Origin of the sequence: Candidatus Arthromitus sp. SFB-rat-Yit (assembly GCF_000283555.1) — a bacterium.
Taxonomy (GTDB): Bacteria; Bacillota; Clostridia; order Clostridiales; family Clostridiaceae; genus Dwaynesavagella.
In genome coordinates this window covers 1,422,883-1,437,181 of sequence record NC_016012.1, presented here as the reverse complement: position 1 = coordinate 1,437,181, position 14,299 = coordinate 1,422,883, and the positions used below count along the sequence as shown (strand labels likewise).

The 14,299-nt window shown below is 29.1% G+C and carries 13 protein-coding genes; 5 read left to right on the top strand and 8 right to left on the bottom strand.

The features are described from left to right. Positions 1-23 precede the first annotated feature (23 nt). The 3 genes from greA (at position 24) to RATSFB_RS06705 (ending at position 3,322) form a co-directional block, all read left to right on the top strand. A complete protein-coding gene (greA, locus tag RATSFB_RS06715) occupies positions 24-503 on the top strand; it encodes a transcription elongation factor GreA (RefSeq protein WP_014095285.1) in 480 nt (159 codons plus the stop codon). Between the two features lie 22 nt (positions 504-525). Beyond that, positions 526-1,992, top strand: a complete 1,467-nt coding sequence (gene lysS / locus RATSFB_RS06710; RefSeq protein ID WP_044035677.1) for a lysine--tRNA ligase — start codon at positions 526-528, stop codon at positions 1,990-1,992. A 127-nt stretch (positions 1,993-2,119) separates the two neighbouring features. After that, complete coding sequence (locus RATSFB_RS06705; protein WP_197535120.1) at positions 2,120-3,322, top strand: restriction endonuclease subunit S; 1,203 nt, start codon at positions 2,120-2,122, stop codon at positions 3,320-3,322. Between the two features lie 45 nt (positions 3,323-3,367). Here the strand turns inward: RATSFB_RS06705 and rbsB are convergent, their stop codons facing one another. From rbsB to rbsK, 5 genes are read right to left on the bottom strand one after another with little or no spacing between them, the layout of a single operon-like run. Then, positions 3,368-4,270 (bottom strand): ribose ABC transporter substrate-binding protein RbsB, encoded by a 903-nt coding sequence (gene rbsB / locus RATSFB_RS06700; protein WP_014095282.1) that lies wholly within the window; start codon positions 4,268-4,270, stop codon positions 3,368-3,370. A gap of 23 nt (positions 4,271-4,293) precedes the next feature. Beyond that, positions 4,294-5,232 (bottom strand): ABC transporter permease, encoded by a 939-nt coding sequence (locus tag RATSFB_RS06695; RefSeq protein WP_014095281.1) that lies wholly within the window; start codon positions 5,230-5,232, stop codon positions 4,294-4,296. Between the two features lie 18 nt (positions 5,233-5,250). Then, the gene (locus tag RATSFB_RS06690; RefSeq protein ID WP_014095280.1) at positions 5,251-6,753 is read right to left on the bottom strand and encodes a sugar ABC transporter ATP-binding protein; all 1,503 of its coding nucleotides are present in this window, start codon (positions 6,751-6,753) and stop codon (positions 5,251-5,253) included. Between the two features lie 24 nt (positions 6,754-6,777). Next, positions 6,778-7,173, bottom strand: coding sequence for a D-ribose pyranase (gene rbsD / locus RATSFB_RS06685; protein ID WP_014095279.1), 396 nt, complete (start codon positions 7,171-7,173; stop codon positions 6,778-6,780). A 3-nt stretch (positions 7,174-7,176) separates the two neighbouring features. Beyond that, positions 7,177-8,106, bottom strand: coding sequence for a ribokinase (gene rbsK / locus RATSFB_RS06680; RefSeq protein WP_014095278.1), 930 nt, complete (start codon positions 8,104-8,106; stop codon positions 7,177-7,179). Positions 8,107-8,237: 131 nt separating this feature from the next. Between rbsK and RATSFB_RS06675 the strand changes: the two genes are divergently transcribed. Together RATSFB_RS06675 and RATSFB_RS06670 are read left to right on the top strand one after the other, a co-directional pair. Next, a complete protein-coding gene (locus tag RATSFB_RS06675; protein ID WP_014095277.1) occupies positions 8,238-9,347 on the top strand; it encodes an AAA family ATPase in 1,110 nt (369 codons plus the stop codon). 92 nt (positions 9,348-9,439) lie between these two features. Further along, positions 9,440-10,825, top strand: a complete 1,386-nt coding sequence (locus RATSFB_RS06670; protein WP_014095276.1) for a glycine--tRNA ligase — start codon at positions 9,440-9,442, stop codon at positions 10,823-10,825. A 26-nt stretch (positions 10,826-10,851) separates the two neighbouring features. Here RATSFB_RS06670 and murD read toward each other — a convergent pair whose 3' ends face one another. The 3 genes from murD to RATSFB_RS06655 form a co-directional block, all read right to left on the bottom strand. Beyond that, positions 10,852-12,243 (bottom strand): UDP-N-acetylmuramoyl-L-alanine--D-glutamate ligase, encoded by a 1,392-nt coding sequence (murD, locus tag RATSFB_RS06665; protein WP_014095275.1) that lies wholly within the window; start codon positions 12,241-12,243, stop codon positions 10,852-10,854. Between the two features lie 111 nt (positions 12,244-12,354). Continuing rightward, complete coding sequence (locus RATSFB_RS06660) at positions 12,355-13,275, bottom strand: S66 peptidase family protein (protein ID WP_014095274.1); 921 nt, start codon at positions 13,273-13,275, stop codon at positions 12,355-12,357. Between the two features lie 54 nt (positions 13,276-13,329). After that, positions 13,330-14,262 carry a magnesium transporter CorA family protein gene (locus RATSFB_RS06655; protein WP_014095273.1) on the bottom strand — a complete coding sequence of 311 codons (933 nt, stop codon included), beginning with the start codon at positions 14,260-14,262 and terminating at the stop codon, positions 13,330-13,332. Between the last annotated feature and the right edge of the window lie 37 nt (positions 14,263-14,299).

Here is a 14,299-nt window from a genome sequence, read left to right as displayed (position 1 = left end):
TATTAAAGGAGAAGATGGAATTTATGAGTGATAAGAAATATTTAATTACTAATGATGGTTTGCGTAAATTAGAGGAAGAACTTGAGTATTTGAAAACTATTAAAAGAAAAGAAGTTACAGAAAAGATTAAGGTTGCTAGGGGATATGGAGATTTAAGTGAGAATTCTGAGTATGACGAGGCGAAAAATGAACAGGCTTTTGTTGAGGGAAGAATTGCTGAAATAGAAAATAAACTTAAAAATATTGAGCTTATAGACGAAAGTGAAATTTCAACGGATGTTGTATCCATTGGATCTGTAGTCACATTATACGATTTTGAATTTGAAGAAGAAGTTACATATACAATAGTTGGATCGGCTGAAACTAATACTTTTGAAAATAAGATATCAAATGAATCTCCTGTTGGATCAGAGATTATAGGGAGAAAAGTAGATGAGGAATTTATAGTTAATACTCCAGGTGGAAATTGCAAATATAAAATTATTAAAATACAGAGGAAGTAGAAAATTTAAGGGGAGTGTTGAAATGGAATTTAATGAACAAGAGCTTATACGTCGCAATAAACTTAGTGATCTTCAAGAAAGAGGAATGGATCCATTTAACGTTTATAAGGTAGATGTTACAGATTATTCTAAGAGCATAATTGATAATTATTCAGATTATGAGGGTAGAGTTGTAAAACTTGCTGGGAGAATTATGACTAAAAGAGGACAAGGAAAAGCAGGATTTATAACTATACAGGATACTTTAGGACAGATTCAAATTTTTGTAAAGATTGATATATTAGGGAAAGAAGTATTAGATAATGTTTTTTCATATGATATAGGTGATATTATATGGGTTGAAGGTGAAGTATTTAAAACTAAAGTTGGAGAAATTACTGTAAGGGTTTCAAAGATTAATTTAATATCAAAATCGTTGAGAGTTCTTCCAGAGAAGTTTCATGGTATAACGGATCCAGATTTAAGATATAGACATAGAGAAATAGATATAATAATGAATAAAGATGTTAAAGATGTTTTTCTAAAAAGAAGCAAAATAATATCTGAGATACGTTCATTTTTAGATAATAGAGGATATTTGGAAGCTGAAACTCCTATACTTTCATTGATTGCAGGTGGTGCTGCAGCACGTCCATTTTTAACTCATCACAATACTTTAAATATGGATATGTATTTGAGGATTGCAACGGAACTTTATTTAAAGAGGCTTATAGTTTCAGGATTTGATAAAGTTTATGAAATGGGAAAGAACTTCAGAAATGAAGGAATTGATATAAAGCATAATCCAGAATTTACTATGATTGAGCTTTATGAAGCGTATTCGGATTATAACGATATGATGAAACTTACAGAGGATTTAATATCTAGCGTATGTTTAAAAGTTTGTGGAAGTATGAAAATTAATTACCAAGGAACAGAGATTGATTTTACTCCCCCATGGAGAAGGATTAGTATGCTTGATGCCGTTTATGAATACTCTGGTGTTGATTTTAATACATTGACGCTTGAAGATTCTTATAATATTGCAAAAGAGCATAATCTTGAATTTAAAAAGAATCTTAAGGATTGTTCAAAAGGTGAAGTTTTGAATGCTATGTTTGAGAAATATGTTGAGGATAATTTAATACAACCTACTTTTATTATTGATTATCCTGTTGAGATATCTCCACTTACAAAGAAGAAAAGGGGAGATGAGAATTTTACAGAGAGATTTGAAGGATTTATATATGGTCGTGAAATATGTAATGCATATTCAGAGCTTAATGATCCTATAGTTCAAAGAGAGAGATTTTCAAAGCAAGAGCTTGATCGTGAACTTGGAGATGACGAAGCTTATTCTATAGATGAGGATTTTATGTATTCTCTTGAATATGGTATGCCGCCAACTGGAGGGCTTGGAATTGGAATTGATAGAATTGTAATGTTCTTGACTAATTCTTATTCGATAAGAGATGTAATATTATTCCCTACAATGAAACCTTTGAAATAATAAATTATAGCTCCTAGAAAGTAAATGACTTTTTAGGGGTTTTTGTTATGTAAAATTGAAAAGTTATAATTTTTATAGTGGATTAATTACGTTTGAAGGGGAAATGAGGAAAATGGAGGATATGAGATTGAGTAAACTTGATAAATTGATAAAAGAATTTTGTCCTGATGGGGTTGAATTTAAAAAAATCGGTGAGGTTGTTGAATTCAGAGCCGGATGGTTATTTCCATCAATCGAACAAGGAAATTTAAATGGATATTATCCATTTTATAAAGTAGCAGATATGAATAATTCACTTATGTATATGGAGACAGCGAATAATTATGTTAGTAGAGAAACCGCAAATAAATTAAAATGCAAGCCAGCACCTAAAGGAACAATCATATTTCCAAAAGTTGGTGCAACGATGGTTACAAATAAGAAAAGGATACTATCAAAAGAATCTTGTTATGATAATAATATTATGGGAATTATAGCAAAAAAAATTAATTCTTCATTTCTATTTTATTTTCTAAGTGGTATTTCTTTAATGGACTTTGCTAATGGGAGTGGTGCTGTTCCATCGCTTGACAAAAAAAGATTTGAGAATTATTTGATCCCAATTCCACCCCTAGAAGTGCAAAAAGAGATTGTACATATTTTAGATTCGTTTACAAATATTACTACAGAACTTATAGAAAATCTTAAGACTGAGCTTACAGCAAGAAGAAAACAGTATGAGTATTATAGAGATAAGTTGCTTACGTTTGGTGATGGAGTTGAGTGGAGAGAGCTTGGAGAAATTGGGAAAGTAAAAATGTGTAAACGTATTTTAAAAGAACAAACAAGTACTATTGGAGATGTACCATTTTATAAAATAGGTACTTTTGGAAAACAAGCAGATGCATATATTTCAAAAGATTTATTTGAAAAATATATATCAATTTTCCCATATCCTAAGAAAGGAGATATTTTAATTTCTTGTTCAGGTACTATAGGTAAAAGTGTTGAGTTTGATGGTAAACCATCGTATTTTCAAGATTCAAATATTGTTTGGCTTGAGCATGATAATTCAAAAGTTATTAATAAGTATTTATGGCATTATTATCAAAAAAAACCTTGGAAAATATCAACAGGTGGAACAATTGCAAGACTTTACAATGATAACATATTAAAAACAAAAATCCCAATCCCACCACTCAAAGAACAACAAAGAATAGTTTCAATCCTTGATAGATTTGATAAGCTTTGTAACGATTTAACTGAGGGACTCCCTGCAGAAATTTCCGCAAGACAAAAACAATACGAATACTATAGGGACAAGCTACTTACTTTTAAAAGTATTTCATAAGTTATAAAACTAAAAAGGATAGTATATTTCATACTATCCTTCTGTTTATTTGGTTACTATTTTTAGATCTGCAGCAATTTCTTTATCAACGCTTTCTTTGTTGTATATTTTATCTGCGATTTGTATTCCAAGTTCTCCTATTAAATTTGGCTGTTGTGCAACTGTTGCTTGCATTTCATTACTTTCAATAGCTTCTAGAGCATCATCTCCTCCATCAAAACCTATAACAACAGCATCTATATTATTTGCTCTTATTGCTTTTGCAGCACCAAGTGCCATTTCATCATTATGAGCAAATACAACTTGAATATCTTTGTTGCCTTGTATTATATTTTCCATAACAGAAAGCCCTTTTTGTCTATCGAAATCTGCTGCTTGACTTGATATAAATTTTACATTTGATTTATCATCTAATACACTATGAAAACCATTACCTCTATCTCTCGTCGCTGATGCTCCCGGAATACCTTGAATTTCTACTATATTTATATTTTGGTTACCAAATTTTTCTAGAACAAATTCTCCAGCCATTGCCCCACCTTTAATGTTATCGGAAGCTATGTGTGTTGTTATTTTACCGCCATTTGATTGCCTATCTAAGGTTATTACTGGAATGTTACTTTGATTTGCAACTTCGATAGCTTTAATAACTGCATCACTATCAGTTGGGTTTATTAATAAGGCTTCAACATTTAGTTGAATTAAATCTTCAATATTTGACCTCTCTTTTACTGGATCGTTTTGAGAATCTAGAACGATTAATTTATATCCAAGTTCGTTTGCTTTCTTCTCAGCTCCATCTTTCATGCTTACAAAGAAAGGATTGTTTAATGTTGATAATACTAATCCTATTTTCCTGACATCTGTTTTTCTTGAGCAACTCACAAAAATTCCAATCATTAAAAAAGCTATTAAACTTAAAGATAATATTTTTTTAAAAGATCTCATATTATCTCCTCCTTACTTTGAAATCATGCTTTCTTTCTACTTTTTTTGTCTAATAATACAGCTATTAAAATAACCAAACCTTTTACGATTGATTGGTAGAATGGAGATACGTTCATTAGGTTTAATCCGTTGTTTAATACTCCAATGATAAGAGCACCTATGATAGTACCGGTGATTTTTCCTTCTCCACCAGATAATGATGTACCACCAATAACAACAGCAGCTATTGCATCTAGCTCAAAACTTGTCCCAGCATTTGGGGAAGCAGAACCTATTCTACTAGTAATTATAATTCCTGCGATTGATGAAGCGAAACCAGATATAACATAAACAAGAGTTTTAATTCTATTTGTGTTTATTCCTGAAAGTTTTGCTGAATCTTCATTTCCACCTAGAGCATATAAATATCTTCCAAATCTTGTTTGAGTTAGGAGATATACTGATATGATAAAAACTACTATGGTGATAATTAGGGGAATAGGAATTATCCCTATTTTTCCATTACCAATTTTTACGAAAGCCTCTGACAATTTTGATATTGGAGTACCGTTTGTAAATACTAGAGTTGCTCCTCTAAATATTGTCATGGTTGCAAGTGTTACGATAAATGCTTGTAATTTACCTTTTGATATTAACACACCATTAATTAATCCGATTATTATACCTGTTATAGATGCAACTAAAATTGCTAAGGGAATATTATTTGTTGATTTTAGTATAGATGCTGCTAAAGCACCGCTTATTGCAACGGTTGATCCAACAGATAAGTCTATGCCTCCAGTTAAAATAACAAATGTCATACCGATTGCAATTATTGCATTTGTTGAAACCTGAGTAAAAATATTTGTTATGTTAGATAAGGTCATGAATGCGGGTGATACTATAGTTATTACAATGCATAAAATAATTAAGCCTATAAGAGACTTATATTTATCTAGCATTTCTTTAAAATTATTGTTCATTTTTAATTCCTCCAAATATTAATTAATGCCAACTGATAATTTCATAATTTTTTCTTGAGTTGCTTCTTTACGACTTAATTCACCCGTAATTTTACCTTCACTCATTACTAGAATTCTATCACTTATACCTAAGACTTCAGGTAAGTCTGAAGAAATCATTATTATAGCTTTACCGGATTCTTTAAGCTCATTTAATAATTCGTATATTTCTCTCTTAGCTCCTACGTCTATTCCTCTTGTTGGTTCATCTATTATAAGAATATCTGGCGATAGAAGAAGCCATTTAGCGAGTATTACTTTTTGTTGATTACCCCCACTTAAATTTTTGATTAATTGATCTTTATTTGGGGTTTTAATATTGAGTTTCTTTATATAGAAGTCGATATCTTTTTTTGCTCTTGTCTTGTTTATAATTTTAAGGGTATTTTCGTACTTAGATAAATTTGATAGTATCATGTTATCTCCGACAGATAATCCAAGTACACATCCTTCTTTCTTTCTATCTTCTGATAAATAGCAGATACCATTATTAATGGCTTGTTGAATATTTTTGATATTTATTTCTTTGTTTTTTAACTTAATAGTTCCATTTTCTTTTTTGTAATACCCAAATATAGTTTTTGCAAGCTCAGTTCTTCCAGCCCCCATAAGCCCAGCAATACCAACTATTTCTCCTTCTTTAACATTAAAAGATACATTGTTAACTCCAGATTTTGAGGTTAAGTTTGAAACCTCAAGTAATACATTTCCTTTTTTTGTTTCTCTGTATGGAAATTGATCTTCGATTGTTCTCCCAACCATCATTGAAATTAATTTATTGTTGTCAATATCTTTTATCATGGCATTTCCAACATATTTTCCATCTCTTAAAACCTCAACTCTATCACATATTGAAAATATTTCTTCCATCCTGTGCGATATATAAATGATTGCTATGCCTTTCTTTTTTAAATTTTCTATAACCTTAAATAGATTTTCAGTTTCGACTTTTGTTAAAGCAGTTGTTGGTTCATCCATTATTATAATTCTTGCGTTTTTAGTTAAAGCTTTTGAAATTTCAACCATTTGTTTTTCTCCAACAGTTATACTGCTTATTAATCTATCTGGATGTAAATTACATCCTATTTGATTTAGGAATAGCGTGCTTCTTTCTTTAAGTAGTTTTTTATTTATATTTCTTGAGTATTTATTGAATTTTTCATTACCAAGGAAAATGTTTTCAGCTATGGTTAAATTATTAATAAGACTCATTTCTTGATGTATTATTGTTACACCATGTTCTTCAGCAGACTTTATATTTTTTATTTGAACTTCTTCACCTTCGATAAAAATTTTCCCTTCATCTTTTTGATATACTCCACTTAATATTTTCATTAATGTTGACTTTCCAGCACCATTTTCTCCCATTAGGGCGGTTACTTCTCCTTTATAGGCGGTTATGTTTATGTTGTCTAGTGCCTTTACTTGAGGAAATATTTTAGAAACACCTTCCATTTTTAGCATTGGGGTTCTTGTATTCATATCAAAACCTTCCTTATTTTTTAATTAAAATACAACTCCTGATTTTAAAATTATATTTGCATATGGTGTTTGTTCTCCTGTCCTTATTATGGCTTTGCATTCTTTCAAATTCATTTTAAAATTTTCATGAGATACAAATGTTATTTTGACATCTCCAACTAAATTTTCAATTTCGCTGAATATATAAGGGCTTACATCTTTTGTTTCTTTAGCTATTATAATTTCTTCTACTTTTAATTCTGTAAGAGTAACTTTTAATGTATCTAGAAAACTTGGAATACCTTTAGTTAACGCTAAATCTATTCTTTTACTTTCTTTTGGAATAGGTAATCCACAATCACCTATAGCAATCATGTCTGTATGCCCCATTTTTGAAATTACTGAACTTATTTTACTATTTAACAAGCATGTTTTTTTCATAAATCAATTCTCCTTATAAATCTTTTTTATTTCTTCAAGATAAGGTATGGATGGTTGAGCACCTTTTCTTTGAACAGTTATAGAAGATACTTTATTCCCAAAACTTACAGCATCTTTTAATGTTTCTCGATTTAGATTTTTAAAATTTAATTTTGAGGATAAAGCGCCTATAAAACTATCACCAGCTGCGGTTGTATCTACTGCATTTACTTTAAACGCATGTACTAGTTCATGGAAATTTCTTCCTACAATTAGAGCTCCCTTTTCCCCAAGGGTAATTACTGAAAATTTAACACCTTTATTTAAGAAAAATTCTCCTGCTTTCTTTGCATCATCAATAGAATTTATTTTAATTCCTGTTAAAATTTCAGCTTCTGTTTCGTTTGGTATTATGATATCTGTTAACTTTAAAAGTTTTTCATCTATTTTTTTTGCTGGTGCTGGGTTTAATATAGTTGTTTTATTAAACTCCTTAGCTTTTTGAAATGATTTTAAAGTCATATTTTCATTTGTTTCAAATTGTGCTATTAGTATATCTGAGTTTATAATTTTTGAAATTGAGTTATCAATCTCTTTATCAGTAATGTTCATATTTGAACCAGGAACAACTACTATTGAATTATTTCCATTTTTATTTACCATGATTAAAGCAAGTCCAGTTGGATCTTGGTCATCTTTAAAAATACAAGTTACATCTATGTTTTCTTCTTTAAGCTTTTCTCTTAGTATCTTACCATTTTCATCTTTTCCTATTTTAGCTATCATGGATACATCAGCGCCGCATCTTTTAGCAGCAATAGCCTGATTTGCTCCCTTACCACCAGCTATTTTTTCATATGATTTGGATAGTATAGTTTCTCCAACCTTTGGTATATCGTTAATTTTCAAAACTAGGTCCATGTTTAAACTTCCAATAACACATATTTTATTCATAAAAATCACATCCTCAATATAATAATAGCTTTTTGAAAAGGTATTGTAAAAGTTTTTTAACAACCATTTAATTTGTTTAAAATATGTTTAATTGAGCATAATAAATATTAATTTTTAAGAGATTTAATTTTATGGGGTATATGGTTATGAAAAAATGCATGTGTTGTCTTAAAGAAACTGAAACATATGTTGTGAGAAATGATTCTAATAATAGTGATTTGGTTCTTTGCAGAGATTGTGAGTTATTATTTTTTAGTGAGTTATCAGAGGTGCAAGTAGATATAATATACCCAAATGAAATAAAAAGAGAGCTTGATAAAAAAGTCATAGGACAGGATTATGCAAAGAAGGTATTGTCTTTTGAAATATATAGGCACATACTTAGAATCAAAAATTCAAATATAATAAATTTAAATAAGGGAAATATCATGCTTATAGGTCCGAGTGGTAGTGGTAAGACTCTCCTTATTAAAAGTTTATCTGAAATAGTTAAGCTTCCATTTGTTGAAGTTGATATTACAGCTTATACTCAAGTTGGATATGTGGGATTAAATGTATACGATATTATAAAAAGTTTACTTAAAGAGGCTAATGGTGATGTTAAACGTGCAGAATATGGAATTGTATTTATAGATGAGATAGATAAAATATCGAAAAGCTCTCAAAATGGGGAAGCGAGAGATGTGTCTGGGGAAGGAGTTCAGCAAAACCTTTTAAAGATGCTCGAGGGTACTATAGTTCGGGTACAAACGGATGATAATGAAACAATAGAGGTAGATACAAAAAATATTCTTTTTATAGGTGGAGGAGCATTTACAGGTATTGAGAGATATGTGAGAGAGAGAAGTTTTAAGAAAATATTTGGTTTTAAGGAAAATGTTAATTATAATTATGATTCACAAAATGATGATTTAAGGCGTCATGTTAAACTTGAAGATGTTATTAATTATGGAATACTTAGTGAATTTATAGGAAGATTTCCATTAATCGTGTGTTTAAATGCACTAACTAAAGAAAATTTAACAACTATAACAGAAAAAGAACTTGAACGGGAAGTTGTGAATTATTTTAGTTTAATGGGCAAATCCATAAAGATAAAAAGGAAAATAGTTGAAGATATTGTAAAGAGGTGTTTGAATCATCCTCTTGGAGCTAGAGCTATAAGAACAACTATACATGAAATGTTTAAAGATAATTTATATGATTTAGCTGTAAGAAAGGATAAACAGATAGAATTATAGATTATGATTTTTGGGTATATTTTTTGATTTATATTTTTTAATTTATATATTTTTGTTATAATAAAAAAATATGCTTATTATTGGAGGAAGATATGGACGTTTCAATGGAAAAAATTCTATCATTATGTAAAAATAGAGGATTTATATTTCAGGGTTCTGAGATATATGGAGGACTTGCAAATTCTTGGGATTATGGTCCTCTTGGAGTTGAGATTAAAAATAATTTGAAGAAGGCTTGGTGGAAAAGATTTGTATATGAAAGTTCATATAATGTTGGGCTCGATTCTGCTATCTTAATGAATAGAGAAGTTTGGGTAGCATCTGGTCATATTGGAGGATTCTCAGATCCTTTAATGGATTGTAAGGAATGTAAAAGTAGGTTTAGAGCAGATAAATTAATAGAGGATCATTTTATAGAGAGTGGACGTGAAATTCTTGGGCTTGATGGATATTCTAGGGAAGAGCTTAAGAGAATTATAGATGATGAAAATATAGTTTGTCCTAAGTGTGGTGAGAAAAACTATACAGATATAAGAAGTTTTAATCTTATGTTTAAAACGTTTCAAGGTGTTACTGAGGATAGTAAATCCGAGATTTATTTAAGACCTGAAACAGCTCAAGGTATATTTGTTAATTTTAAAAATGTTCTTAGAAGTTCAAGAAAAAAACTTCCATTTGGTATAGCTCAAATTGGTAAAAGTTTTAGAAATGAAATAACTCCTGGTAACTTTATATTTAGGACTAGAGAGTTTGAGCAAATGGAATTAGAGTTTTTCTGCAAGCCTGGGGAAGATTTGAAATGGTTTGAGTATTGGAAAGAATATTCTTTAAAATTTTTGATGGACCTTGGTATAAAAGAGGAGAATTTAAGAATTAGAGATCATTCTAAAGAGGAATTATCATTCTATTCAAATGCAACTAGTGATATTGAGTTTAAGTTTCCTTTTGGATTTGGTGAACTTTGGGGAATTGCTGATAGAACTGACTATGATTTAAAAGCTCATATGAATCATTCATCTGAAGAACTTGTGTATTTTGATCAAGAATTGAATGAAAAATATATTCCTTATTGTATAGAGCCATCTCTTGGTGTTGATAGATTACTTTTAAGTGTATTATGCAATGCATATGATGAGGAAGAAATAAAAGAGTGTGATACTCGAATTGTATTAAGGCTTCACCCAGCAGTAGCGCCTATAAAAATCGGGGTGTTTCCATTATCTAAAAAATTGTCTGATAAGGCTATGGGTGTTTATGATAAATTAAGTAAAAAATACAATTGTGAATATGATGAATCTGGAGCTATAGGTAAAAGATATAGAAGACAGGATGAAATAGGAACTCCTTATTGTGTGACTATTGACTTTGATTCATTGGAAGATAATAGTGTAACTATTAGAGATAGGGATAGTATGGAGCAAACTAGGATTAGTATAGAGTATCTAGATGAGTATTTCAGTTCTAAATTTGAATTTTGATGAAAAAGTTAAAAGCTAGTAAATTTTTATTTACTAGCTTTTATTGTTTGAATAATTTTTTTAAATTTATCCCCACGATCCTCAAAATTTTTGAACATATCAAAACTTGCTGAAGCTGGTGATAAAAGTATAATATCATTTTCCTCAGCATTTTTGTATGCATGAATCACAAGTTTATTAAAATTGTCAAAAGTCAATATTTCTATATCAGAAGAGTATTTTCTAAAGATATCGTGTATTTTTTGTTTAGTAGCTCCTATTAAATATAGTTTTTTGATTTTATCATGAGCATTTAACAATGGTGCATATGAAATATTTTTATCGTATCCACCTGCAATCAATATAATTTTTTTATCGAAGCAGGATAAAGTCGCAAGAGTCCTTGTAGGAGTTGATGCTATTGAGTCATTATAAAAATGTATGTTATTTATTGTATCTACAAATTCATTTCTATGTTTTACACCACTGAACTCTTTTGCAATATTTTTAATAGTTGAGTAAGATGTATCTGGTATTGTTGCGAGTATTGCAGCAGCAAAGTTGAGCATATTGTGAACACCTTTAATTTTGAGATCATCTTTATGAAATATTCTTTGGTTTAATACATATAGTTCATCATTTTTCAAATAGGCACCGTTTTTTATAACATCTTCATCGCAAGTATGATCAAGAGAGAATTTTCTACATCTTCCATTTAATTCTTTTTCAAATGAATTGGTAATAGAACAATCTCTATTTAATATTGTAATACTATTATCATTTTGGAATTTAAATATGTTCTTTTTACAATTGATGTATTCATCCATATCTTTATGATAATCCAAATGATTCGGTGATATATTTGTTATTATAGATACATCAGGAGAGAGAGTTACGTTCATTAATTGGAAACTAGATAACTCTAATACAACTTTATCCTCTTCATGCATTTCTTCAATCTTGCTAAATAAAGGGAATCCTATATTTCCACCAATCCATGTTTTGTGTCCTGAATTTTTTAGTAAATTATATAAAATACTAGTAGTTGTGGTTTTCCCATCACTTCCCGTTATTCCATATATTTTTGATGGACAATACCTAAGAAGTTCTTCTATTTCAGAAGTTATTATAGAACCATTTTTTCTAGCATTTTCAAATTCTAAAATATCGGATCTTATAGAAGGTGTTTTAAATATATAATCAAAATTATTAATGTAATTTAGATAGTTTTTTCCAAATACAAATTTAATGTTCAATTTATTGAATGATTTTATCTCAGAATTTGAAAAATTTTCAATTTCTTTTCTATCAAATAGAGTGATTTTGCAACCTAATTTAGATAAGAAATTTATTAATGGAATATTGCTTATACCTAATCCAACGATTGCAACATGTTTATTTTTAATGTTAGTTTTGAAGTTTTTAAAATCCTGTCTCATATATCCTCCGACAAAATAATGCAAGAGATAACGATATTATATTACAAAATTATTTAAATGGGTATATAAAAAAGTAGATATTTTTAATATCTACTTTAATTTTGACACGCTTTATACTACGATGCTTTGTAGTATTTCGATAGTTGAATTATTAGTGTTAATTCTCGCACGTGCTCCTATTGGTATTGTTAATCTTGGTGATCCGTGTCCTGCACATAGATTATATATACAAGGTTTGTTAAATAAACGTAGTTTATCAAGTAAAACCTCTTCAATATTTACATTGTTATCATCTTTACACTCAGTAAATTGACCTAGTATTATTCCAGAACATTTTTGAATCTTTCCAGTTAAATAAAGATGGTGTAGCATTCTATCTACTTTATAAGGGGATTCATTCACTTCTTCTAAAAATAATATATTATTTTTAAATGGTATTTCATATTTAGTTGATATTGTAGAACATATAAGAGATAGGTTGCCTCCAACTATATTTCCAACTGTTATGTTCTTAAGAGATGAAAATGATTTAAGAGGAATATTTTCTGGGTTTTTTATAAAATAGTTACTTCTCGGGATTGAAATAGAGTTTATTAAACTATCACGGGAGTACTCGTTTGTTAAATCTGATGTTAACATAGGTGAATGAAATGTAATTATATTAAATTTCTTAAAGATATAGTTTAGAATTGGTGTAATATCACTAAACCCCATGAAAATTTTAGGATTTTTTTTAAATAAGGACCATTTAATAATATCCATAATACGAAGTGAGCCATAACCACCTCTTAAGCACATTATTGCTTTACTTTCTTTATCTTTTAGAGCATTATTGAAGTCTTCAGCTCTGTGGATATCTAATCCTGCTAGATATCCGGTATCATCGTACAAGTGATTATATGTTTTATAACAGAAATTTAGGGATTTAAGTGAATTAAGAGCGTTTTCGATAGTTTCCTTTGAAGATGGAGAGGAAGGAGATATAATAGATATTTTATCTCCAAATATTAACTTTTTGCAGGCGATAGCCATTATGACCTCCAATTTAAAAACTGAAATTTATTAATAGATATATTTAATTAAATATTAAAACATACCTTTTTTATAAAGAATTATAGCAATTATTGATGATAATACTGTTGCTATAATTAAGAGTATTAAAAAACCAAATGGATTATCTGAAAAAGGGAGATGAACATTTGAACCCCACATGGTAAAGATTATGGACGGAACTGAGATAACTATGGTCATAGATGCAAGAAACTTCATAACCATGTTCAAGTTGTTAGATATAAGTGCAGCGAAGAATTCTAAAAGACTTGATAAAACGCTTGCATATATATGAGCCATTTCTATGGCTTGTTTATTATCGATAATAACATCTTCTAGAAGATGTTTATCCTCTTCGTATTTTTGTATAAAATCATATTTAAGTAGTTTTTCTAAGGTCATTTCATTAGATTTTAGAGATGTTGAAAAATACACAAGAGATTTTTCGAGTGATAACAATTGTATGAGTTCTTTGTTTTTCATTGATTTGTGTATTCTGTTGTGAATGAATTGACTTTTTTTATCTATTTGTCTTAGGTAAAGTAAGAAATAAGTTGTTATTTTGTTTAATATTTGGAGCGTGAATCTAGATCTCTTATTTGTGTAAAATGTTTTAATTTTACCATCTATGAAATCGGATATAACCTTATTTTTTTTAATAGATATAGTTACTATGTAGTTATCATTTGAGATTATACCTAGAGGATATGTTCCATAAGTTAGAGAGTTTTCTTCTATGCTAGTAAATGGTACATCTACTATTATTAAAATATTTGATCCTTCAACATCTATCCTTGAAGTTTCTTCTTCATCGAGGGCAGCATTTAAGAGATCAAGAGATATATCTGTTTTTTTTGATAAAAATAGCAATTCTTGTTCAGAAGGTTGAACTATATTAATCCAGCATCCAGATTCAATGTTATCAATTCTTTCAAGAATATTATTTGAAGTTTTATATATACAAATCATTTAAAATCCCCTAGAATAAAAAATTTAAGATATAAAG